Annotated in this window: 19 protein-coding genes and 1 tRNA gene; 14 read left to right on the top strand and 6 right to left on the bottom strand. The window is 71.8% G+C overall.

The features are described from left to right. Positions 1 to 147 precede the first annotated feature (147 nt). Positions 148 to 747 (bottom strand): TetR/AcrR family transcriptional regulator, encoded by a 600-nt coding sequence (locus tag ACQPZA_RS06565; protein ID WP_433279271.1) that lies wholly within the window; start codon positions 745 to 747, stop codon positions 148 to 150. 107 nt (positions 748 to 854) lie between these two features. Between ACQPZA_RS06565 and ACQPZA_RS06560 the strand changes: the two genes are divergently transcribed. The 5 genes from ACQPZA_RS06560 (at position 855) to ACQPZA_RS06540 (ending at position 5,769) form a co-directional block, all read left to right on the top strand. Beyond that, positions 855 to 1,868, top strand: a complete 1,014-nt coding sequence (locus ACQPZA_RS06560; protein WP_433279269.1) for a CPBP family intramembrane glutamic endopeptidase — start codon at positions 855 to 857, stop codon at positions 1,866 to 1,868. A 149-nt stretch (positions 1,869 to 2,017) separates the two neighbouring features. Beyond that, entirely contained in the window at positions 2,018 to 2,581 is a 564-nt protein-coding gene (locus ACQPZA_RS06555) for a hypothetical protein (RefSeq protein WP_433279267.1), read from the top strand. A 283-nt stretch (positions 2,582 to 2,864) separates the two neighbouring features. Then, positions 2,865 to 3,863 carry an acetamidase/formamidase family protein gene (locus ACQPZA_RS06550; protein WP_433279265.1) on the top strand — a complete coding sequence of 333 codons (999 nt, stop codon included), beginning with the start codon at positions 2,865 to 2,867 and terminating at the stop codon, positions 3,861 to 3,863. A gap of 12 nt (positions 3,864 to 3,875) precedes the next feature. Next, the gene (locus ACQPZA_RS06545) at positions 3,876 to 4,634 is read left to right on the top strand and encodes an SDR family NAD(P)-dependent oxidoreductase (protein ID WP_169395031.1); all 759 of its coding nucleotides are present in this window, start codon (positions 3,876 to 3,878) and stop codon (positions 4,632 to 4,634) included. A gap of 1 nt (position 4,635) precedes the next feature. Next, entirely contained in the window at positions 4,636 to 5,769 is a 1,134-nt protein-coding gene (locus tag ACQPZA_RS06540) for an epoxide hydrolase family protein (protein WP_433279262.1), read from the top strand. 136 nt (positions 5,770 to 5,905) lie between these two features. Here ACQPZA_RS06540 and ACQPZA_RS06535 read toward each other — a convergent pair whose 3' ends face one another. Together ACQPZA_RS06535 and ACQPZA_RS06530 are read right to left on the bottom strand one after the other, a co-directional pair. Beyond that, positions 5,906 to 7,195, bottom strand: coding sequence for a competence/damage-inducible protein A (locus ACQPZA_RS06535; protein ID WP_433279261.1), 1,290 nt, complete (start codon positions 7,193 to 7,195; stop codon positions 5,906 to 5,908). Positions 7,196 to 7,242: 47 nt separating this feature from the next. Continuing rightward, positions 7,243 to 8,235, bottom strand: a complete 993-nt coding sequence (locus ACQPZA_RS06530) for a patatin-like phospholipase family protein (protein ID WP_169395028.1) — start codon at positions 8,233 to 8,235, stop codon at positions 7,243 to 7,245. Positions 8,236 to 8,405: 170 nt separating this feature from the next. Here ACQPZA_RS06530 and ACQPZA_RS06525 point away from each other — a divergent pair, with 170 nt between their 5' ends. Further along, positions 8,406 to 9,698 carry a glycosyltransferase family 2 protein gene (locus ACQPZA_RS06525; protein WP_433279259.1) on the top strand — a complete coding sequence of 431 codons (1,293 nt, stop codon included), beginning with the start codon at positions 8,406 to 8,408 and terminating at the stop codon, positions 9,696 to 9,698. A gap of 25 nt (positions 9,699 to 9,723) precedes the next feature. Here ACQPZA_RS06525 and ACQPZA_RS06520 read toward each other — a convergent pair whose 3' ends face one another. Continuing rightward, positions 9,724 to 10,149 (bottom strand): acyl-CoA thioesterase, encoded by a 426-nt coding sequence (locus tag ACQPZA_RS06520; protein WP_433279258.1) that lies wholly within the window; start codon positions 10,147 to 10,149, stop codon positions 9,724 to 9,726. Positions 10,150 to 10,355: 206 nt separating this feature from the next. On the opposite strand from ACQPZA_RS06520, the gene ACQPZA_RS06515 reads away from it, so the two are divergent. The 6 genes from ACQPZA_RS06515 (at position 10,356) to ACQPZA_RS06490 (ending at position 17,647) form a co-directional block, all read left to right on the top strand. After that, positions 10,356 to 10,754 carry an STAS domain-containing protein gene (locus tag ACQPZA_RS06515; RefSeq protein ID WP_433279256.1) on the top strand — a complete coding sequence of 133 codons (399 nt, stop codon included), beginning with the start codon at positions 10,356 to 10,358 and terminating at the stop codon, positions 10,752 to 10,754. A 9-nt stretch (positions 10,755 to 10,763) separates the two neighbouring features. Continuing rightward, positions 10,764 to 10,859, top strand: a tRNA-Sec gene (locus ACQPZA_RS06510). Positions 10,860 to 10,927: 68 nt separating this feature from the next. After that, the gene (gene fdh, locus ACQPZA_RS06505; RefSeq protein ID WP_433279255.1) at positions 10,928 to 14,155 is read left to right on the top strand and encodes a formate dehydrogenase; all 3,228 of its coding nucleotides are present in this window, start codon (positions 10,928 to 10,930) and stop codon (positions 14,153 to 14,155) included. A 50-nt stretch (positions 14,156 to 14,205) separates the two neighbouring features. Further along, on the top strand, positions 14,206 to 15,048 hold the full coding sequence (locus ACQPZA_RS06500; protein WP_169396333.1) for a 4Fe-4S dicluster domain-containing protein: 843 nt from the start codon (positions 14,206 to 14,208) through the stop codon (positions 15,046 to 15,048). A gap of 13 nt (positions 15,049 to 15,061) precedes the next feature. Next, complete coding sequence (nrfD, locus tag ACQPZA_RS06495; RefSeq protein ID WP_433279253.1) at positions 15,062 to 16,135, top strand: NrfD/PsrC family molybdoenzyme membrane anchor subunit; 1,074 nt, start codon at positions 15,062 to 15,064, stop codon at positions 16,133 to 16,135. Positions 16,136 to 16,219: 84 nt separating this feature from the next. Next, complete coding sequence (locus tag ACQPZA_RS06490; protein ID WP_433279251.1) at positions 16,220 to 17,647, top strand: amidase; 1,428 nt, start codon at positions 16,220 to 16,222, stop codon at positions 17,645 to 17,647. A 45-nt stretch (positions 17,648 to 17,692) separates the two neighbouring features. Here the strand turns inward: ACQPZA_RS06490 and ACQPZA_RS06485 are convergent, their stop codons facing one another. Further along, the gene (locus ACQPZA_RS06485; protein WP_169396319.1) at positions 17,693 to 19,090 is read right to left on the bottom strand and encodes an alkaline phosphatase PhoX; all 1,398 of its coding nucleotides are present in this window, start codon (positions 19,088 to 19,090) and stop codon (positions 17,693 to 17,695) included. Between the two features lie 656 nt (positions 19,091 to 19,746). Here ACQPZA_RS06485 and ACQPZA_RS06480 point away from each other — a divergent pair. Both ACQPZA_RS06480 and ACQPZA_RS06475 read left to right on the top strand, forming a co-directional pair. Beyond that, positions 19,747 to 20,073 (top strand): DUF485 domain-containing protein, encoded by a 327-nt coding sequence (locus ACQPZA_RS06480; protein ID WP_312859130.1) that lies wholly within the window; start codon positions 19,747 to 19,749, stop codon positions 20,071 to 20,073. 35 nt (positions 20,074 to 20,108) lie between these two features. After that, complete coding sequence (locus ACQPZA_RS06475) at positions 20,109 to 21,662, top strand: solute symporter family protein (RefSeq protein WP_433282695.1); 1,554 nt, start codon at positions 20,109 to 20,111, stop codon at positions 21,660 to 21,662. Positions 21,663 to 21,681: 19 nt separating this feature from the next. Here the strand turns inward: ACQPZA_RS06475 and ACQPZA_RS06470 are convergent, their stop codons facing one another. Next, positions 21,682 to 22,785: a PLP-dependent cysteine synthase family protein gene (locus ACQPZA_RS06470; RefSeq protein WP_433279250.1), complete on the bottom strand. Its 1,104-nt coding sequence runs from the start codon at positions 22,783 to 22,785 to the stop codon at positions 21,682 to 21,684. Between the last annotated feature and the right edge of the window lie 211 nt (positions 22,786 to 22,996).

Below are 22,996 nucleotides of genomic sequence, written 5' to 3'. Positions count from 1 at the left end.
GGTCGCAGTTCCCGGCAGCCCCGCTCAGTTCTGCTACGGGGGCACGCCGCCTCTGAACAGGGCTCGGGCGCCAGGGGATACGTCGAGACGAACCTCCGCAATCTGAGAAGCACCTGCCGTTGCGCGGCAGGTGCGCTCGCCGCTGCGTCAGGTGTGGAAGCACTCCGGTTGGAGAACGGCCGAGGCGGCAGTCGCGAGCGTGCGCGCCTCGAACTTGAGTCGTGGCAGGTCACCGGGAAGGGCGCGTTCGGTCAGGAGGCCGCTGACGACGGTCAGGAGGAAGCGGGCGTGGTGTTCGAGTTCGGCGGGTGCGAGCGCTCCCTCGTCGCGGAGGGTGGTCAGCCACTTCTCGACACGGTGCACGGCGAGTCGTTCCAGTGCCAGGAAGGCGTGGGTGGCGTCCTCGGACGGGGGCGAGGCGACGTAGGCGTCGTGCTGTGCGCGCCAGTGCTCGCGCGCCTGCTCGCCCGTCCCCACCTGCGACAACAGTAGCTTCAGGCACGCTACGAGCCGTTCGGTCGGCGTGCGTGTGCGGTCCTGGATCGGGTCGTCGGGCAGGTCGACGTCGTAGATGCCGGCGATGACGGTGTCGATCAGTGCCCGCTGTGTCGGGAAGAAGTGCCGCAGCGATCCGGTGCTGACGCCGGCGCGTGCAGCGACCGCGCGCACACTGAGCTTGGCCGTCGGATCCTCGCCGAGCATGGTCGCCGCTGCGATCAGGATCTTGTCTCGCGTGCTTCGTGTCATCGCCCGTGCACCCCATCCGGTGGACCTCTCTCACTGTCTATCACACCGTGCTAGTTTCGAATGACTATCACAGTGTGATAATCCGAGCCGGCCACGAGGAGTAGACGATGACGGACCCCGACCACCACCCCTGGCTCCTTCGAGATGACGGCCCCGTGCGGACTCCCGCGGTGCCGCCCCGCGTCGAGTACCACCGCGTGTACGCAGGGGAGAGCCGCCGCATCCTGCGCGGAGTCCTCGCGATCGTGCTGCTCGTGGCCGGGTTCATCGGGTTCGCGGTCCTGTTCCAGCGCCTCTCCGAGGTTGCCGACGCCACCCTGTTCGGACGGTCGGGACCGTCGACGCCGCTACGTCAGGCCGCAGGTGCGCTGGCGCTGTCCGCGTTGATCCCGTACTGCATGGTGCTGCAGCGTGTCCTCTACGGGGTGCCCGCGGGGTCGCTGCACTCGGTGGCCGGCCGCTTCCGGTTCGGCGTTCTCGGTCGCGCGCTACTGGTGTTCGGGCCGCCGATCCTGGTCGTGGTCGCCGTCAGGTCCCTGAGCGGCAGCAACCCTGCCCCGTGGACGACCGTCGATCTCGTCTGGTTCTTCGTCATCGGGATGCTGCTGACCCCGCTCGGCGCGGCGGGGGAGGAGTACGGCTTTCGCGGCCTGATGTTCCGTGTGCTGGGTGGTTGGACCCGTGGAGCCCGATCCGGCGCGGTCCTCGGAGTCGTCGTGACGACCGTGCTGTTCTCGCTCGCGCACGGAACGCTCGACCCGTTCCTGCTCACCTCCTATCTCGTGCTGTTCTCGGCGACGGCGATCGTCACCTGGCGCACAGGTGGACTCGAGGTCGCGGTCGTCCTGCACGGCGTCTACAACGTGGCCTTCCTGGTGCTCGGCACGACTCTGCACGTCGACGTCGGCGCCGAGCTCGCGAACCGGGCAGAGGTGGTCGGGTCGTGGGCGAACCTCGTCCCCAGCGCGGTGTTGGTCGTCGTCACCGCGATCGTCTGGTGGATGACCCGCAGGTCCGGCCCGGCCCGCACGCCCGGGATCGGGGGGCCTGTGCGGAGTTCTGGAGCCGCCGAACCGTACGCGCACACGCTCGCCGGCAACCAGAGTCCGGTCGACCGGTGATACGGCATCGGAGAGCGACGAGCCGCACCGCGACCGAACACGGGGGAGAGACCGGACCCACGAGTTCGAGCTGGAACGAACGCCGTCTGACCAAGCGCGCGAAGCCGGGCGACGGGCGGGCGCTCAAGCCATTCCGCTGGTGGCAGCTGATGCGCCGCTCGGTGCTGTCGATCACGCTTCCCGTACAAGGCCGGCCGGTGGTGCACACGGTCGAGGTCAAGCACGGCGGGGACCCCCAGTACGGCGTCGTCCGGGCCGGGCTGTACCTCGACGGCTACCTCCGGCTGGAGTCGAAGCTGCCGGCACGATTCCCCGTTGCCGACGGTCACATCGAGGTCCGCACCGGCAAGGGGGGCATGCGTCGCTGCCACTTCGTCGCCGACGACGGGACGGTGCAACGCCTTGTCCCCGACCCGCGGTCCGCCGAGGGGCGGCGCATGCGCTTCGCCGACGAGCATCCCGCCGCGAGCGGGCTCATCGGAGCAGTCTCGATCCTGATGCTGCTCATCGGAGTCGGTCTGAATCTGCTGCAGATCGCGGAACCGATCTCCCAGATCCCGCCGATCGCCGCGACCGTCGGCACGTTCGAGTCGCCGTTGCAGCTGCCGGTGTGGCTCAATCTCGCACTCGGCTTCGGCGCGGTGGCCGGTGCCGTCGAGCGCGGGATGCGCATGCGCTACCACTGGCTTCTCGACAGCGGCGCCGGCACCTAGGCTACGACCTCGACGGTGCGCACCATGACACCGTCGTCCCGCCCCCGGCCGCCAGGTCTGTGCAGTGCGCATCGCCGGGCGGGTCTCGAGCGGGTCCTCTCACCCGCTCGCGGCGTTCGCGCGGCGCGTGCCCTCAGTCGACGATCACCGGGTTGGCCGCACCGTGCTCGGCGGCCACCCACCCATCAGCCGGGTCGACGACCCGGCTGGGCATCACGCCGGGCACTCCTTTACCTCGTGGGGGCTTGCGCGTCAGTGGCCGTTGACACGACGATCACCCCTCGTGGACGTCGTCGAGTTCCGCCCCGAGCCCGAGCAGTACGCGTGGACGTTCGGCGGGGTCGCCCCGACCCACCGGATCAAGCCCGGCACCCTCCTGCGGCTGTGGACGGAGGACGCCTTCTCCGGCCGGCTGCAGCGCACCTCCGACAAGCCGTCGCAGGTGCTGGACATGACCCAGGTGAACCCGCAGACCGGGCCGTTCCACGTCGAGGGCGCCGAGCCGGGCGACACGCTCGCCGTGCACATCGTCGACCTCACCCCGGCCCGCGACTGGGGGGCGTCGACCACCATCCCGTTCTTCGGCGCGCTCACCGGCACCGACCGCACCGCGCTGCTGAACGACCCGCTCCCCGAGCAGACCTGGATCTACCAGCTCGACCGCGACCGCGGCACCGTGCTCTTCGAGGCCCAGCGCTCCCAGCTCGAGATCGAGCTGCCGCTCGCCCCGATGCTGGGCACCGTCGGAGTGGCTCCGCCCGGGCGGGAGGTCCGTTCGAGCCTGGTGCCCGACACGTTCGGCGGCAACATGGACACCCCCGAGATGCGGGCAGGCACCACCTGCTTCCTCGGGGTGAACGTCGAGGGCGCCCTGTTCTCCCTCGGAGACGGCCACTACCGCCAGGGTGAGGGCGAGAGCTGCGGCACCGCGGTCGAGGGCGCCATGAACGTCACGGTGATCGTCGAGCTGATCAAGGGTGGGGCACCGGCGTGGCCCCGGCTGGAGCACGATGACCACTACGCCGTCGTCGGCTCGTCCCGCCCGCTGGAGGACGCCTGGCGAGCCAGCCAGGTCGGGATGGTCGGGTGGCTCGGTGAGCTGTACGGGCTCGACCCGCTCGACGCCTACCAGCTGCTCACCCAGATCAGCCGGTCGCCGTTGGCCAACGTCTGCGACACCAACTACAGCGCGGTCACCAAGATCGAGAAGGCGCTGCTGCCCGCTGCCGATGCCTACGGTGGGATGCACCGTCACCTGCGCGAGCAGGCCCGCGCTCTCTAGCGAAGGACTTCCATGGATCTGCAGCTCACCGGCCGGACCGCACTGGTCACCGGCGGCACGAAGGGCATCGGTCGCGCCATCGTCGAGGGTCTGGCCGCCGAGGGCGTCAAGGTCGCCTTCTGCGCGCGAACGGCGACCGACGTCGCCGCGGTCGAGGAGGAGCTGCGCGGAGCGGGCCACGATGTCACCGGCACCGCCGTGGACGTCGCCGACGCCGAGGCGCTCACCGCGTGGGTGGCGGCGTCGGCGGAGCACTACGGGGGCATCGACGTCGTCGTCGCCAACGTGAGCGCGCTGGCGATCGGTCCCGGCCCGGAGCACTGGAAGCCCAGCTTCGAGGTCGACCTCATGCACACCGTCCGCATGGTGGACGCGGCGCTCCCGCACCTCGAGGCCAGCGGCGTCGGGTCGGTCATCGCGGTGGCGAGCGTGTCCGGACGGGAGATCGACTTCGCGCTGGGCGCCTACGGCGTGATGAAGGCGGCGCTCGTGCACTACACGTCAGGGCTGGCCCACCAGCTCGCCGGGAAGGTCCGGGCCAACTCCGTGACGCCCGGCAACACCTACTTCGACGGCGGCGTCTGGCAGAGCATCGAGCGGGACGACCCGGACTTCTACTCCTACGCGCTGGGGCTCAACCCCACCGGCCGGATGGCGAGACCGGAGGAGATCGCGTACGGCGTGGTCATGCTCGCGAGTCCGCGGGCCAGCTTCATCACCGGCAGCCACCTCGTCATCGATGGCGCACTGACCCGTGGGGTACAGCTCTGACATGCGCGAGTTCCAGATCAAGATCCCCGAAACGGACCTGGACGACCTGCGGGAGCGGCTCGCCCGCACCCGCTGGCCCGAGGCAGCCACCGCCGAGGGCTGGACGCAGGGCGTGCCGCTGGACTACGCCCGCGAGCTGTGCGACTACTGGGCCCGCCAGTACGACTGGCGGCGCTGCGAGGCCGAGCTCAACGCGCTGCCGCAGTTCCGCACCGGTCTCGACGGCGGTGGCGACGACACCGTCGAGATCCACCTGATCCACGCCCGCTCGCCGCATGCGGGGGCGCTGCCGCTGCTGCTCACCCACGGCTGGCCGGGGTCGATCGTGGAGTTCCTCGGCGTGATCGAGGCGTTGCGGAACCCGCCCGACCCGCGCGACGCGTTCCACGTGGTGGTGCCGTCCCTGCCGGGCTACGGCTTCAGCGGGAAGCCGACCGTGCCCGGCTGGGGTGTCGAGCGGATCGCCACGGCGTGGGCGCAGCTGATGGACCGGCTCGGCTACGACCGCTACGGCGCTCAGGGCGGCGACTGGGGCTCGATGATCACCTCGGCGCTCGGCACCGGCGCCCCGGAGAACCTCGTCGGCATCCATCTGACGATGCCGCTCGCCGCTCCCCCTCCCGAGGGGGAGGGCACCGCGCTCAGCCCGTCGGAGCAGGCGGGGCTCGCCGCAGGCAAGGCCTTCCAGAAGGTGGGCACCGGCTACTCCAGCGAACAGTCCACCCGGCCACAGACGCTGGGCTACGGGCTGGTCGACTCCCCGTCCGGGCAGTGCACGTGGATCGTCGAGAAGTTCTGGGACTGGACCGACTGCGCGGGCCACCCGGAGAACGTCATCTCGCGCGACCGGCTGCTGGACAACGTGATGCTCCACTGGCTGCCCGGGACCGGAGCGTCCTCGGCGCGGCTGTACTGGGAGAGCTTCAAGCGGCGGCGGATGGACGAGGTGACGGTGCCCACCGGCGTCACCCAGTTCCCGCAGGAGCTGGTCCGGCTGCCCCGCCAGTGGATCGAGCGCCGTTACACCGACCTTCGGCACTGGAGCGAGCCCGCGACGGGTGGCCACTTCGCGTCGCTGGAACAACCGGACGTCTTCGTGGACGAGCTGCGCACGTTCTTCCGCAAGGTCCGTTGATCCGCATGTCCCGACCTGTCAGCCCGGTCCGTCAGCGCTGCCCCCGGCGCTGACGCACCGGCTGACCTGCTCCGGGTCCGGCCGCCGCCGACGACGGTGGCCGGACCCGACCTTCACGGGCCGGGCCACCGGAGTGTCACGGGCGCGGGGCCGCCGCTCTCAGCAGCAGGTGCATCCCGAGGTCGGTGGACCGCTCCCGCACGTCGGAACGACTCCCCGGCAGGCGGGGGTCGCGGGCCAGCACGAGCCCCTCTCCGGTGGTGACGCAGAAACAGACGTAGCCGACCGGCTTGGCCTCGGTGCCCCCGTCGGGGCCGGCGACCCCGGTGATCCCGACGCCGACGTCCGCCCCGAACCGCTCCCGCGCACCGTCGGCCAGGGCCCTCGCCACCTCGGGTGACACCGCCCCGTGCTCCTCGATCATCTCCGCCGGGACGCCGAGCAGCTGCGTCTTCGCGGTGTTCGAGTAGGCCACGACACCACCGGCGACGTACGCCGAGGACCCGGGCCGGTCCACGAGCCGGGACGCGAGCATGCCTCCGGTGCACGACTCGCCGGTCGCGACGGTCCAGCCGCGCTGCAGCAACGCCCGGGCGAGCAGCTCGTCGGTGGTGGTGCCGTCGGTGCTCACGAGGTGTTTCGCGTGCCGGGCCGCGAGAGCGGCGTGCAGCTCACCCGCGAAGACCGCGGCGCCGGGCTTCGGCCGCAGGTCCACCTCGAGCTCCCCGCGGCGCAGGCAGGTGGTGACCTCCACCCCGGACAGGTCGATCTCGGAGTCGAACTCGCGCAGCGTCGCCGCGATCTCGGACTCCGGCAGCCCGAAGAACCGCAACGCCAGCGACTCCGCAGGCGGCACACCGCCGAGCAGCTCACGCAACGGCGGCGCCTGGAGCGCAGCGGGCCACATCCCCTGCAGCTCGCGCGGCGGTCCGGGCAGCACCACCACGAGGGGGCCGCCCGGCCGCGGCACCACGAGCCCCGGCGCCGTGCCGACCGGGGGCAGCGTCACCGCGCCACGGGGCACCATCGCCTGCTTGCGGTTGGCCTCCTCGATCGCCTCCGCGGAGAACTCGGTGCGGGCCGCCCATCGGCGGCGCAGAATGCCGGCGATGTGCTCGCGCATGTCCTCGTCGAGCACGAGCTCGACACCCGCGAAGGACGCCACCACCTCGGCGGTGAGATCGTCCGCCGTGGGCCCGAGACCCCCGCTCGTGACGACGAGCACGCACCCGGCCTCCACGGTGAAGCGCAGCGCGGCGGCGAGATCGTCCGGCCGGTCGCCCACCAGCAGCACGTGCGCGACCTCGAAACCGAGCTCGCCGAGCTCACGGGCGACCCACGGGCCGTTCTTGTCGCTGATCGATCCCGTCAGCAGCTCGCTGCCCGTGACGACGACGGCCGCGCGCGGCCGCTCTCCTGCCTCCATGCCACCGACGTTATCCGCCGGGCAGCGATCGAGCCGGGTCGAGTCGTTCAGCGCGCCCCGAGGTCCCGTCGTTCCGCTGCGACCGCCTCGATCGCCGCCACCGCCGACTCGTCGCCGACCCGCACCGCCTCGCCCACCCGGTCGGGGTCGACGCAGAGCGCGCCCATCCCGACCGACCGGGAGGGCCCGATGGCGGCCAGGTGGCCGGGACCGCGGTCGGGGTGCGCGGCATCGGTGACCAGCCGGAGGTCGGCGCCGTAGCGGCGGGAGCCCTGCGCCACCGTGCCCAGCCCCGGTACCAGGCGGTCGAGGGTCCTGGCCCAGAGCGAGAGCCCCGCGTCCGCGTCGGGGTGCAGGTCGTCGGTGCCGCGGCAGAGAACCACCAGCACGTGGGTGGCGCCCCCGCGCAGCGCCCTGGCCATCGCGAGCGGCTCACCGACCGAGCCGTCCACCCAGCGGCGTCCGCCGTAGGTCACCGGCGGACCGCACAGCAGCGGGATCGACGCGCTGGCCCGCAGCGCCTGCCGCCAGTCGGCGACCGTCTCCATCCCCGTGAGGGTGTGCGCGGTGAGGTCACTCGCGTCGGTGGCCACGATGCGCAGCTCGGCGGCGGTGTGGCCCAGTGCGTCCCACGACAGCGGCTTGCGGCCGTCGAGCACCTCGTTGATCAGGTGGTCGAGCGCCACCACCGGGCGGCGCGTACCGAGCCTGCGCATGTTGATGAACGTGTCGGTGGAGAGGTCCTCCGGGTAGCTGGCGGCACACGCCGCGGCGTCCCCGGTGAGGAACGCGGCCGCGCTGAACGCACCCGACGACGCCCCGTAGACCTCGTCGAAGCCGGGGACGAGACCCGCTCTGTCGAGCGCCCGCAGCATTCCGGCGACGTAGGCACCGCGCATCCCGCCACCACCGATGACCAGCGCCACCCGGTGCTCGTCGGTGCGCGCGCCCGGCTCACTCCCCTCGGACCGGCGGTCGAGCAGGACGCTGAGCACATCCCGGTCGCCGTGCAGGAAGGGGACGATCGTCGCCGATGCCACGGGTGCAGCCTACGGCGCCGCTCGGCGCTTCTCAGTGCCACCACAGGCGTTCGGCCGCTCAGCCCGGACCGATCAACGCCAACAGGACATCCTTCTCATCAAGCTAGATGAGTTTTCACATAGCTTACGCACGGACACTCCCCCGACAGTCCGACCTTGAGAGGCCCTAGTTGCCCCCCTGGATCGCTTCCCATTCACCGACCTGGGTCGGTGAGCTGGACCGCAACTCCCCCGTCGCCGACCTCGCGGTCGACCCCCACTTCACCGCCGCCCGGCTGCTGGTCACCGCGGCCGGCGCCCCCGTCGGAATCGTCGAGCTGCCGCTCGCCGCCGGCCTGGCCGTCGCCTCCGACATCCGCACCGCACTCGAGTCACAGCTCGGCGAGGTGCCCGACCCACCCCTCCCCCCGTGGTCCACCGAGCCGATCACCGTCGTGGTGGCCACCCGAGGCCGGCCGGAGAGCCTGGAACGCTGTGTCCGCGCTCTGCTGGCGGGCGAGCACACCGACATCACCGTGCTGGTGGTGGACAACGAACCGGCCGACGACAGCACGGCCACCGTGGTGAGCCGCATCGGCGACCCCCGCGTCCGGTACGTGCTGGAGCCCCGCCGGGGTGCCTCGGTCGGCCGCAACCGCGGCCTGCAGGAGGCGCGCACGGCCATCGTCGCCTTCACCGACGACGACACGGAGCCCGACAAGGGCTGGGCCGGGCGCATCGCCGGGGCGTTCGCCGCCGACCCGGAGCTGGCGTGCGTGAGCGGTCCGGTGCTCGCCGCCCGCCTCACCACCGCAGAGGAGCTGGCCGCCGACAGCGCGATGGCTTGGAACAAGGGGTTCGTGCGGCGTCGCTACTCGCTGGCCGACCCCCCGGCCGAGTCCGCGATCTTCCCGTTCTCCCCCGGCCTCTTCGGCATCGGCGCCAACCTGGCCGTCCGCGCGGACGTGGCGAAGGCCGTCGGCGGCTTCGACGAGGCACTCGGCCCGGGCTCCCCCACCCACGGCGGCGAGGACTGCGAGTTCCTGGTGCGCCTCATCCTGGCCGATCACGTACTCGGCTACGAGCCCGCCGCCTGGGTGTGGCACCACCACCGCACCGGCCAGGCCGCCCTGCGCGTCCAGCTGGAGGGCTACGCCGTCGGGCTCGGCGGCTTCCTCACGAAGGTCGCGCTGGACCCCCGCGCCCGCGCCGCCGCGGCCCGCAGGATCCCGGCGGCGGTCGCCCAGCTGCGCCGCATCTCGGAACGGGAGAGCGACGCGGGCTCCGGCATGCCGGCCGGCGCGGCCGGCGCCCGCCTGCGCGGCCTGGCCACCGGCCCGTTCGCCTACCTGAGGAGCAGGCGGGTGGTGCGGCGGGCAGGCGGCCGCGTCCCACCACTGGTGGCCCCCCGGCTGCCCCTGGAGATCGAGTCCCTCTCCCTCACCTCCACGCGGCAGAGTCCTCCGGACGCGGATCCCTCCTGATCGACGTCCCGGCCGCCGCGCCGGGCTACCCGGGACCGAGCCGCTCCGGCGCTGTGGCGAGCTCGGTCAACCGCTTCTGCGGCTCCGGCAACAACCTGCGGGTGACGGAGTCGAGCAGCCCCATCCGGCACGTGATCTCGGCTGCCACGGTGTCCGGCCCGCGCCGCAGCGTGTGCGCCATCTCGAACGTCCGGCCCGCCCCGAACGTCAGCCGCGAGTCGACGTCCACCAGGTCCCCGTGGCTCAGTTCCCGGAGGAACCGCACGTGGGTCTCCAGCAGCACGATGCCCATGCCGTGCTCCGTCAACCGGCCCAGGGAACACCCCGCAGCGGTGAGGTGCTCGGTACGCGCGTGCTCCCCGTACCGGTGGTAGACGGCGTGGTTGACGTGCCCGTTGACGTCGATCTCGTAGCTGCGGACGGCGATGCGGACGGAGAACCGATCAGGCATCCCCGCAGGATCCCCCAGCTGCCGGCGCACCTCTTCCGGACCCCCGACGAGCACGTTTCGATCATGCAGAACCGCAGGGACGCGTGGCCCGACCCGGGGACGGGGGTGTTGTTGTTCGCCCCTGGGGGCGCCCGTAGGGTTGAAGCGCGGTTGAGACCACAGTCCGCACCACGAGTCCACGACGCCTTTTCGAGGAGCCGGTGCGCATGAGCGGCGATTCCCCCGTCGAGCCAACGAGCGCCGACCTCGCCGACGAGATCGGTGAGGTCGTGCGGTTCGACGTGGTCGGGCACGGCGACGGTGTCCGCGTCATGCACGTGGTCGGCGAGATCGACACCCTCACCGCTCCGGTCCTGCGTGACCGGGTGTACGAGCAGCTCGCCGACGTCTCGCTCCTCGTCCTCGACCTGACCGACGTCACGTTCCTCGGCTCCGCGGGCCTGGCCGTGCTCGTCGCCGCGAAGGACGAGGCCGAACAGCGGCAGTGCCGGCTGCGGCTGGTGCCCGGGTCCCGGATCGTCACGCGGGCGCTGGAGGCCACCGGCCTGCTCACGCTGTTCGAGATCGCCGACGGGGTGCCGCAGGCTCTCGAGGCCAGTCGCTAGCCTGCGCGTGGAGGCGTAAGGGCGCCTGGTGGCCCCCGCGGTCTTCAAAACCGACGTGGTCGAGCATCTCGGTCAGGCGGGTTCGATTCCCGTCCGCCTCCGCCAACTTTCCCGAACGCGGTTAACGTGGGCTCGGGGGTTTCGCTCGTCGGAGCCGAGGGAACGGGGCCCACGTGGGTGTTCGTGAGTTCATCGAGCTGTGGCCGGTCGTCCGTCAGCTGAGGGGTTCCGACCCCACAGCCCGCGGTGACGCCGCCCGATCCGCCCGCAGCGAGCACCTGCGACCGCGCATCGCCGAGGCCGACCGGGTGGTCCGGTCGATCTGCCCGTACTGCGCGGTGGGGTGCGGGCAGCGCGTGTTCGTCAAGGACGAGAAGGTCATCCAGATCGAGGGCGACCCCGACTCGCCCATCTCGCTCGGCAAGCTCTGCCCGAAGGGTGCGGCGTCCCAGCAGTACGTCTCCCGCCCGGACCGGGTCACCACGGTCCGGTACCGGCGACCGGGCGGCACCGAGTGGGAGGAGCTCGACCTCGCCACGGCGATGGAGATGATCGCCGACCGCGTGCTGGACACGCGACGCCGGACGTGGCAGGACACCGACGAGAACGGCCAGCCGCTGCGCCGCACCATGGGCATCGCACATCTCGGTGGCGCCACGCTGGACAACGAGGAGAACTACCTCATCAAGAAGCTGTACACGGCTCTCGGCGCGATCCAGGTCGAGAACCAGGCCCGCCTTTGACACTCCTCCACCGTCCCCGGTCTGGGGGCCTCGTTCGGTCGTGGCGGTGCCACGACGTTCCAGCAGGACCTCGCGAAGAGCGACTGCATCGTGATCCAGGGCTCGAACTTCGCCGAGTGCCATCCGGTCGGCTTCCAGTTCGTGATGGAGGCGAAGCTGCGCGGCGCCAAGGTGATCCACATCGACCCGCGGTTCACGCGCACCAGCGCCCTGGCCGACCTGCACGTGCCGATCCGGGCAGGCTCCGACATCGCGCTGCTCGGCGGCCTGATCAACTACGTGCTGAGTGAGGGCAAGGAGTTCCGCGAGTACGTCGTCTCCTACACGAACGCCTCGTCGCTCATCTCCGAGGACTACGTCGACACCGAGGACCTCGACGGCGTCTTCAGCGGGTGGGACGACAAGTCCCACACCTACGACCCGGTGAGCTGGGCGTACCAGGACAGCGAGAGCGACGGGGACGGCCAGGGCGACGGGGACGGGGGCGGCGGCGAGCGGTCCGCCCACGGCGGTGAGCACCAGCGGGAGACCGCGGGCGGCGACAAGTACGGCAGCGGTGGCGCGTCGGTGGCGGAGAAGCCCCGGCGCGACCCGACCCTGCAGGACCCGCGCTGCGTCTTCCAGATCCTCAAGCGCCACTACGCGCGTTACACGGCGGAGTTCGTGGAGGAGGTCGCGGGCATCCCGCAGGACACGTTCTTCGAGCTCGCCCGCGCGATCACGGAGAACAGCGGCCGGGACCGCACCACCAACTGGTCCTACGCGGTGGGGTGGACCCAGCACAGCGTCGGCGTGCAGTACATCCGGGCCGCGTCGATCCTGCAGACGCTGCTCGGCAACATCGGCAGGCCCGGCGGCGGGATCATGGCGCTGCGCGGGCACGCGTCGATCCAGGGCTCCACCGACATCCCCACGCTGTTCAACCTGCTGCCCGGCTACCTCCCGATGCCCGCGGGCGAACGGGGTGGGTCGCTCGAGGACTACATCGAGCCGGACGCCGGCAAGGCCGGGTTCTGGGGCGACATGCCCAACTACATGACCAGCCTGCTCAAGGCCTGGTTCGGCGACGCGGCCACGGCCGAGAACGAGTACGGGTTCGACTGGCTGCCGCGGCTGTCCGGCGACCACAACAACTACGCCACCGTGCTGGACATGGCCGAGGGCAAGGTACCCGGCTACATCGTCGCCGGGGAGAACCCGGCCGTCGGCAGTGCCAACGGGCGGCTGCAGCGCAAGGCGCTGGAGAAGGCCGAGTGGCTCGTGGTGCGGGACCTGTCGTGCATCGAGACCGCGACGTTCTGGAAGGACTCGCCCGAGATCGAGACCGGCGAGGTGCGCACCGAGGACATCGCCACCGAGGTCTTCTACGTGCCCGCCGCGTCGCACGTGGAGAAGGACGGGACCTTCACCAACACCCAGCGGCTGCTGCAGTACCGGCACAAGGCGGTGGAACCGCCCGACGACGCGCGCAGCGACCTGTGGTTCTTCTACCACCTCGGCCGCATCATCAAGGAGCGGCTCGCCGACTCCGACGACCCGCGCGACGCCCCGATCAAGGCGCTCACCTGGGACTACGCCACCGAGGGGCCGTCCGCCGAGCCCGTGGCCGCCGACGTGCTGAAGGAGATCAACGGCTACGGCCCCGACGGTGAGCTGCTCACCGCCTACACACAGCTGCGCGACGACGGGTCCACCCGCTGCGGCTGCTGGATCTACTGCGGGGTGTTCGCCGACGGCGTCAACCAGGCCGCACGCCGCAAGCCGGCGAGCGAGCAGGACTGGGTGGCCGCGGAGTGGGGCTGGGCCTGGCCCGCCAACCGGCGCCAGCTCTACAACCGCGCCTCCGCCGACCCGGACGGCAAGCCGTGGAGCGAGCGGAAGGCGCTCATCTGGTGGGACGGGGAGAAGTGGACGGGCCACGACGTGCCGGACTTCCCGCCGACCACCGCACCGGACTACGTGCCCCCGCCGGACGCGCGGGCGGGCAAGGCGCTCGCCGGTGACGACCCGTTCATCATGCAGACCGACGGCAAGGCGTGGCTCTTCGCCCCGGCCGGGCTGGTGGACGGACCGCTCCCGACGCACTACGAGCCGGCGGAGACGCCGTTCCACAACCTGTTGCATCCGCAGCACACGAGCAACCCGGCCGCGAAGCTCTACGAGAGCCAGGGCAACCGGCACCACCCGGTGGGTTCCCCGGTCTTCCCGTTCGTGCTCACCACCTACCGGCTCACCGAGCACCACACGGGCGGCGGCATGAGCCGGTTCGTGCCCTACCTCGCCGAGCTGCAACCAGAGGCGTTCTGCGAGGTCTCGCCCGAGCTGGCACGCGAGCGGGGGCTCACCCATCTCGGCTGGGCCACCGTCGTCACGGCCCGCAGCGCGATCGAGCTGAAGGTGCTCGTCACCGAGCGGATGCAGCCGCTGCGCATCGAAGGCCGGGAGACCCACCAGATCGGGGTGCCCTGGCACTTCGGGCACAACGGTCTCGCCATCGGCGACAGCGCCAACGACCTCCTGTCGGTGACGCTCGACCCCAACGTCGACATCCAGGAGTCCAAGGTGCTCACCTGCGACATCCGGCCCGGACGACGTCCACACGGCGCCGGGCTGCGCACACTCGTCGAGGACTACCAGCGGCGGGCGGGCCTGGCGTGACACCCCCGGAGGAGGTCCGGGCGGCGGACGGCGCCGCCTCCTACCTCGGCATGCCGGGCGAGCGGCCGCCCCGGCTGGGGTTCTTCACCGACACCTCGGTCTGCATCGGCTGCAAGGCGTGCGAGGTGGCGTGCAAGGAGTGGAACCTCGTCCCGTCCGACGCGGGCCCCACCGGCAGCAACCCGACCGACCTCGCCGGGCTGCGCGACATGGACCTGCTCGGCATGTCCTACGACAACACCGGTGCGCTGGGGTCCTCCACCTGGCGCCACGTCGCGTTCATCGAGACCCGCACGGAGGAGTCGCCGGCCCATCCCGCGGGTGACGTGCGCTGGCTCATGTCCTCGGACGTCTGCAAGCACTGCACGCACGCCGCGTGCCTCGACGTCTGCCCGACGGGCGCGCTGATCCGCACCGAGTTCGACACCGTCTTCGTCCAGCCCGACGTCTGCAACGGCTGCGGCTACTGCGTGCCCGCCTGCCCGTACGGCGTGATCGACATCCGGCCCGGCGACGGCCGGGCGTTCAAGTGCACGCTCTGCTACGACCGCACGAAGGACGGGCTGACCCCGGCGTGCGCCCAGGCCTGCCCGACCGAGTCGATCCAGTTCGGCCCGCTCGACGAGCTGCGCGAACGGGCCGACCGGCGGCTGGCCGAGCTGCAGGGCAACGGCGTCACCGAGGCCCGGCTCTACGGCCGCGACCCCGACGACGGCGTCGGCGGCGACGGCGCCTTCTTCCTGCTGCTGGACGAGCCGGAGGTCTACGGGCTCCCGCCGGACCCGGTGGTCACCACCCGGGACCTCCCGCAGATGTGGAAGCGGGCGGCGCTGGCGGCGGTCGGTCTCACGGCGGCGGTCGTGGGGTCGTTCCTCGGCGGGCGGTCCCGATGACGGAGACGGCCCGATGAAGGAGACGGACGTGGCGGGCAACGGCGGCGTCGGCAGGCGCGAGCGGCGGGGTCGCAAACGCATCAAGGGCTCGATGGTCCCCGAGGCGGAGTTCGTCTCCTACTACGGGCGGCCCATCCTCAAGAAGCCGACGTGGAAGAACCCCGACGTGCCGGTCTACCTGTGGGTGGGCGGCATGGCCGGGACGTCGGCGGTGGTCGCGGCGCTCGGCGACGCCACCGGCCGGCCGGTCCTGCGCCGCGGCGGCCGGCTCGTCGCCACCGGCGGGGCGATGCTGGGCACCGTCGCCCTCGTCCACGACCTCGGCCGTCCCACCCGCTTCCTCAACATGCTGCGGGTGATCAAGCCGACGTCGCCGCTGTCGATCGGCTCATGGATCCTCAGCCCGTTCGCCGCGCTGGCGTCGGCCTCCGCGGCTTCCGAGCTCACCGGCATCACGCCGGGGCTCGGCAGGCTCGCCGGGTGGGGCGCCGCGTTCCTCGGTCCGCCGCTGGCGAGCTACACCGGCGTCCTGCTGGCGGACACGGCGATACCGGCGTGGCACGAGGCCCGGGGCGAGCTGCCGGTGCTGTTCGCGGCCAGCGGCGCCGCGGCTGGTGCGGGCGCACAGCTGGCGATCACCGGGCTCACCGGGGCCGCCAGGCGGGAGCGCCTGCCGATGGTGCGGCTCGCCGTGGCCGGAGCAGCGGCCGAGCTCGCCGCCGGCGAGATGCTGGAGCGGCGGCTCGAGCCGATCCCGGGCAACGTCGTCGGGGCGTACCGCGAGGGGAAGGCGGGCCGGTGGAACCGGCTGTCCCGGGCCCTCACCGCCGCGGGCGGGCTGGGTGCGGTGCTCGCCGCGCTGGGCGGGCGGCGCGGCCGCGTGGCTGCCGTCGCCTCCGGCGCGGCCCTCGCGGCGGGATCGCTGGCCACCCGGTTCGCGGTGTTCGAGGCGGGGATGGCGTCGGCCGCCGACCCGCAGCACGTGATCGCCCCGCAGCGCGAGCGCAAGGCCCGTGGCGAGCAGGCGCACCACGAGGGCAGCTGGCTGGCCGCCGACGGAGCCACCTCCCCCGTCCCCCGCAGCTGACCGGGCGGTCGCCCGGCGTCGCGCCGGTCGGCCGCTCCGGCGGGTCTACCACGGACAACGCCTGATCAGTGCGATGGTGGAGGGATGGCCCTCGACGTGACCGCGCTCACCGCGGCCGAGATCGCGGCGCGTGTGCACGACGGGCGCCTCAGCGCGGCCGACGTCGCCCGAGCCCATCTGGCCCGGATCGCCGACCGCGAGCCCTCGGTCGGCGCGTTCCAGGAGCACGACCCGGAGCGGGTGTTCGCCGAGGCGGGAGCCGTCGACACGCGGTCGGACCGCTTCGCCCTGCCACTGGCCGGGGTGCCGGTGGCGATCAAGGACAACATCGACGTCGCGGGGTATCCCACCCGGCACGGCTCGCTGGCCACCTCGGCCGAGCCGGCCCGGCGCGACGACGATCTGGTCAAGCGGCTGCGCGCCGCCGGCGCCGTCGTGATCGGCAAGACCAAGATGCCCGAGCTCGCGATCTGGGGGTTCACGCACTCGGCGTTCGGGGTCACCTGCAACCCGCTGGACCCTGCTCTGGATCCCGGCGGGTCGAGCGGCGGCAGCGCCGCGGCCGTGGCGGCGGGGATGGCGGTGCTGGCGCTGGGCACCGACGGCGGCGGCTCCATCCGCATCCCGGCGGCGTACTGCGGCCTCGTGGGGGTCAAGCCCGGAGCGGGCGTGGTGCCGCTGCCCGGCGGGGCCGAGCAGCACTGGCGCGGGCTCACGGCCACGGGCGCGATGGCCCGTACCGCGAGTGACGCCGCGCTGATGCTCGCGGTGCTCCGCGGGGGCGTCGAGGCCGGGGACGACGGCGTCGCCTACGGCGGACCGGCGCGCATCGCACTGTCGTTGCGCCACCCGTCGCCGATCGGACGGCTGCACCCCGACCACAGGGCCGCCGCTGTCGGCGCGGCCGCCCGCCTCCGCGCGGGTCCGAACCGCGCGACGGTCACCCTCGCCGATCCGCCCTATTCACGCACCCTCGTCACGCAGTGGACGCGGCGCTGGCACGCGGGCGTCGCCGACGAGTTCGCCGACCTCGGCCTCGACGAGCGGAAGGTGGAGCGACGCACCGCCACCGTGGTCCGCAAGGGACGGCGGGTGCAGCGGATGCGGATGCCCGACCCGGCCGCGGCCGCCGCGTGGCGCGGCCGGTTCCTCGACTGGCTCGACGCGGGCGGCCACGACCTGCTGCTCAGCCCGGCGGTGGCCGGGCCGCCCCTGCGGGCCGGCGCCCTGCAGAACCGCCGCTACCTGCCCACCGTGCTGGTGTCCGCCGCCCGCGTCCCGTACACGCAGGCGTGGAACCTGGCCGGCCTGCCCGCCGTGGTCGCCCCCGTGACCGTGCGGGGCGCGCCGGTGGGTGTGCAGCTCGTCGGCCGCCCGGGCGACGAGCTCAAGCTGCTCGCGGCGGCGGCGAGCCTGGAAGGCCGCCCGGTACCCGCGACGGCTGGCTCCCCCCGCCCCCGCTGGCCCCCACGCATTGCAGCAAAGCCACTTTCACGCAACGTGGTTGCATGAAAGTGGCTTTGCTGCAACTTGCCGGGGTGGGGCGGGGCGCCGCGGCTAGTGCTGCTTCTTCCAGGGGCCGCTGATCGCGAACATGATCCCCGGGGTCTGGATGTTGCCGAACAGGATCTTCTTGTCCTGCGAGTAGACCGGGCCGGTGAACTCGCTGCCGTTGCCGAGCTCGTTGCGCGCCAGCGGGAACGGGTCCCCGCCGTCCGTGACGCCGACGAGGTGCTGCACACCCTCGCCGTCCTCGGCCACGATCAGGCCGCCCCACGGGGAGACGGTGATGTTGTCCGGGCCGTCGAACGCGCCGTCCTGGTCGGGGTTCGGGTTGACGCCGAAGCGCACCTTCAGCGTGAAGGTCTCACGCTTGGGGTCGTAGAACCACACCTGCCCGTCGTGGGGAACCGGGCTGTCCTCACGCGCGTAGCTCGTGACGATGTACGCGCCGTTGTCGGCCCACCAGGCGCCCTCGAGCTTGTGCCCACGGGTCACCTGGTCGCCGGTGAACTGCTTGCGGACCGACGTGGTGCGGGCGTCGCGGTCGGGCACCGTCGTCCAGGTGACGCCGTAGGTGGTGCCGATCTCGGTGGCGCGGGACAGGTCGTCGACGAAGGCGCCGGCCTTGTCGGTGCAGCGCATGGCGGCGAGCACGCCGTCGGTCGGGCCGAGCTCCCGGAGCCCGCCCTTCTTGGGCTTGAACTTCTTCGGCGCCTCCCACCGGTAGAGCAGGCCGTTGGGGTCGCCCGCGTCCTCGGTGAGCAGGATGTTGCCCGACTTCGGGTCCACCACGGCGGCCTCGTGGGCGAACCGGCCGAGCGCCTTGATCGGCTGCGGGTCACGGTTCGCGGCCTGGTCGAACGGGTCGACCTCGAACACGTACCCGTGGTCCTTGGTGCGGCCGCCGGAGCCGGCGAGCCCCTCGGTCTCCTCGCAGGTCAGCCAGGTGTTCCAGGGCGTGATGCCGCCGGCGCAGTTCTGGGCGGTGCCCGCGATCCCGACGAACTCGCGGACGCGCTTGCCGTCCTTGTCGGTCTCGATGATCGTGCAGCCGCCCGCGCTGCCCGGGTCGTAGGTGAGGCCCTCGAGGTGCGGCACCGGCAGCGGGGTGTCGGCGAGCGCGCCGCCCAGCTCGTGGTTGTTGACGAGCACCGTGCCACCCCCCTTGCCCGTGAAGGCGCCCGTGCCGTCGTGGTTGCTCGGGGTGAACTCGCCGGACTCCAGCCGGGTCACGCCGGCCTCGGTGACGACCGAGTAGGTGAAGCCCTTCGGGAGGGCGAGGCGCTTGGCCGGGTCGGCCACCAGCGGCCCGTATCCCGCGCCGGCCGGCGCCGGTGCCGCTGCGGCGTTCGGCGCGGTGAGCAGGACCTCGCTCGCGCCCAGCAGGACCACTCCGGCACCTGCAGCGGCGGTCCCGCGCAAGAAGCCGCGGCGGGACATTCCGTTCGTCATGGATGTTCTCCCTGTCACGTACATGGCCGGTCGATTCACCCGACCGGGTGGTGGCCGGTCGTCACGCTCGCCGATGGACACGGCCGGGAGATGAACGCGGGGCGACACGTACGAGACGGTCATCCGAGCGCTGAGGTGATTGATCGGAAGAAGCCGGTGAGATGCCCAATCGGGTGCGAATATCGCGTTGAGTGCTTGATCACCTCGGGCCTGGATCGCCGGCGCGATACCGCAAATCCGGGGGTCTACCTGCGGCCGGGGACGAGCAGTGCCGCGTCCGGCCGTGGGGCGCACCCGCCGGGCGCTCGATGCGGTGCCGGGGCCGCACCGCCGTCCCCCGTCTCCCACCGGCCCGTTGGCGCGGGACACCAGCCGGTGACGGCGGCCCCGGATTGCCGCTACTCCGATCGGCCTAGCCCGGCCCGTCTGTGATATCACCCACCGTGACGCCTACGGCTGTTGCACCGTCGCAGCAAAGGACTCCGTCTGGAGGAACATTGACCCGAGCGACAGGTCCCCGACGTCGGCACTCGACTGGGGCGGGGCGTGCGACGTACCACTCTCCCGGCATACGGGCCGGAGACTTCGGGCGGGACCAACCCGCCGTCGCCCCCACCCTGTGGGGCACCGGACCCACCCCCGAACCGGAACACGAGGTGCCCCCGCCATCGCGGCGGGTGGACTACGCGGCCATCCACTGCAGCCGCGAGTTCTCCGAGCTCCGCACCAGGCTGCGCCGGTTCGTGTTCCCGATGACGTTCGCGTTCCTGGGCTGGTATCTCATCTTCGTCCTGCTGGCGGCCTACGCCCACGACTTCATGGGCAGGCGGGTCGTCGGCCTGGTCACGGTCGGCATGCTGCTGGGCCTGGGCCAGTTCGTCACCACGCTGGCGATCACGTTCATCTACCACCGGTACGCCAAGCGCAACCTGGACCCCCAGGTCAGACTGGTGCGCGCCCTGGCCGGAGAGGGACCGGCGTGAACGTCGCAGCGGTCGCAACCCCGACCGGCAACCCGATGGCGAACATCGGGGTCTTCGCGGTGTTCGCGGTGGCCACACTGGCGCTCGTCTACCGCGTGAGCCGCGGGAGCACCTCCACCGCGGACTACTACGCGGCCGACTCCCGCTTCACCGGCGCCCAGAACGGCATCGCGCTGTCGGGCGACTTCCTGTCAGCGGCCTCGTTCCTCGGCATCGCCGGCAGCATCGCGGTGCACGGCTACGACGGGTTCGTGTACTCCGTCGGCTGGGTCGTGGCCTGGCTGGTCGGGCTCCTGTTGATCGGCGAGCTCCTGCGCAACACCGGCCGGTTCACGATGGGCGACGTCATCGCCTACCGGATGCGTCAGCGTCCGGTGCGGGCCGCTGCCGCGCTCTCCACGCTCGTGATCTCGTTCTTCTACATGCTGGCGCAGATGGCCGGGGCCGGCGGGCTCGTCGCGCTGCTGCTCAACATCACCGACCGCACCGGCCAGTCGGTCGTCATCGCGATCGTCGGCCTGATCATGATCTTCTACGTGCTGGTCGGCGGCATGAAGGGCACCACATGGGTGCAGATCGTCAAGGCCGTGCTCCTGCTGCTGTGCGTCACGACGATCACGGTGTTCCTGATGGGCCAGTTCGGCTTCAGCTTCTCCGCGATCCTCGAGAAGGCCGTCGCCAACAACCCGCTCGGCGACGCGATACTGGCGCCGGGCACCCAGTACGGACACAACGAGCTGGACTTCGTCTCCCTGGCACTGGCGCTCGTGCTGGGGATCTGCAGCCTGCCGCACGTGCTGATCCGGTTCTACACGGTGCCCAACGCCGTCCAGGCCCGCCGCTCGGTGGTGTGGGCCGTCTGCACGATGGTCGTGTTCTACCTGTGCACGCTGGTGATCGGTTACGGCGCAGGCGCGCTCGTCGGCTCCCGGGCCATCCTCGCGGCTCCGAGCGGCGAGAACTCGGCGGCGCCGCTGCTGGCGCTGGCCATCGGCGGGCCGGTGCTGCTGGGCATCGTCTCGGCAGTGGCCTTCGCGACGATCCTGGCGGTGGTGGCGGGGCTGACCCTCGCCGCGTCGGCGTCCTTCGCCCACGACGTGTACGCCAACGTCATCAAGCGCGGGCGGACCAACCCGCGCCGGGAGGTCCGGGTCGCCCGGATCGCCGCCGTCGTGCTCGGCGTGCTGGCGATACTCGGGGGGATCCTGGCGAACGGGCAGAACGTGGCGTTCCTCGTGGCGCTGGCGCTGGCGCTGGCCGCGTCGGCGAACCTGTCGACGATCCTGTACGCGCTGTTCTGGAAACGGTTCAACACCATGGGCACCCTGTGGAGCCTGTACGGCGGCCTCGGCTCCTGCCTGCTGCTGATCGCGTTCTCGCCGGTGACGTCGGGCAGCCCCACGTCGATCTTCCCGATGGTGGACTTCCACGTGTTCCCGCTGAACAACCCCGGCATCATCTCGATCCCGTTCTCGTTCTTCTGCGGCTGGTTCGGAACGATGCTCGGTGGCCGCAACGAGAGCTCCGACGTGCAGAAGGAGATGGAGGTCCGGTCCCTCACGGGCATCGGCGCCGACCTGCGCCAGTAGCGGGTCGCCCCCGGCCGGCTCAGGTCGGTGGGGGCGCCCACTCCCCGGTCGCGAGGAACCGCTCGATCGCCGCCGTGTAGGGCGGAAGATCCATCCCCTGCGCCGCCACCCAGCCGTCGTCGTAGTAGCTGTGCCGGTAGCGCTCCCCGCCGTCGCAGATCAGCGTGACGACGCTGCCGCGCACCCCGGCGTCGCGCATCCGCGCCACCAGCTGCCACACGCCCCACAGGTTGGTGCCCGTCGAGCCACCCGCGAAGCGGCCGGTGACGGCGTGCAGGTGCCGCACCGCGGCCACGCTGGCCGCGTCCGGTACCGGGATCATCAGGTCGATCAGGGTGGGGACGAAGCTCGGCTCCATCCGCGGCCTGCCGATGCCCTCGATGCGCGAGGGCATCCCGGTGCCGTAGTCCGCCGCACCCGTGGTCCAGCCGGGGAAGAACGCGGAGTTCTCCGGGTCGACGACGGCGAGCCGCGTCGGATGGCGGCGGTAGCGCAGGTAGCGGCCGATCGTCGCGGAGGTACCCCCGGTGCCCGCTCCCATGACGATCCACTCGGGGATCGGGTAGCGCTCCAGTGCGAGCTGACTGAAGATCGACTCGGCGATGTTGTTGTTGCCCCGCCAGTCGGTGGCGCGCTCGGCGTAGGTGAACTGGTCGATGTAGTGCCCGCCGCACTCCGCGGCGAGCCGCTGCGCCTCCTCGTACATCGCCGGTGCGCGGTCCACGTAGTGGCAGCGGCCGCCGTACCGCTCGATCAGCGCGATCTTCTGCGGGCTGGTGGACCTCGGCATCACCGCCACGAACGGCACCCCGATGAGGCCGGCGAAGTACGCCTCCGACACGGCGGTGGATCCCGAGCTCGCCTCCACGACCGTGGTGCCCTCGACGATCCAGCCGTTCACCAGCGCATAGAGGAACAGTGAGCGGGCGAGCCGGTGCTTGAGGCTTCCGGTCGGGTGCACCGACTCGTCCTTGAGGTAGACCTCGATCCCCCACTCCGCAGGCAGCGGGAACGGATGCAGATGCGTGTCGGCTGACCGGTTGGCATCGGCCTCCACGAGCCTGATCGCCTCGTTCACCCAGGCGCGGGTGTGGCTGCAGGAGCGGTCGACGGGATCGGGCACGGCTCGCGACGCTAGTCCCTGCCGACGGCGCCCGGCACGGGTCGCCGCTGATTACCGCCGCCCGGTGGTGCACCCCACCAACGGCCCAACTTCCCGCCGAGCCATTGACCAGGCCCGGAGACGCCCGTAGGACCAGTTACGGGACGTATCGTTTCAATGACCAGCCGGTCATGCAGAAGTCGACTGTGACGCGGTCCGGTCCCGCGAGGAG

This window comes from Pseudonocardia xinjiangensis, assembly GCF_050948425.1.
GTDB classification, from domain to species: domain Bacteria; phylum Actinomycetota; class Actinomycetes; order Mycobacteriales; family Pseudonocardiaceae; genus Pseudonocardia; species Pseudonocardia xinjiangensis.
This window is presented reverse-complemented; position numbering and strand designations above follow the sequence as displayed.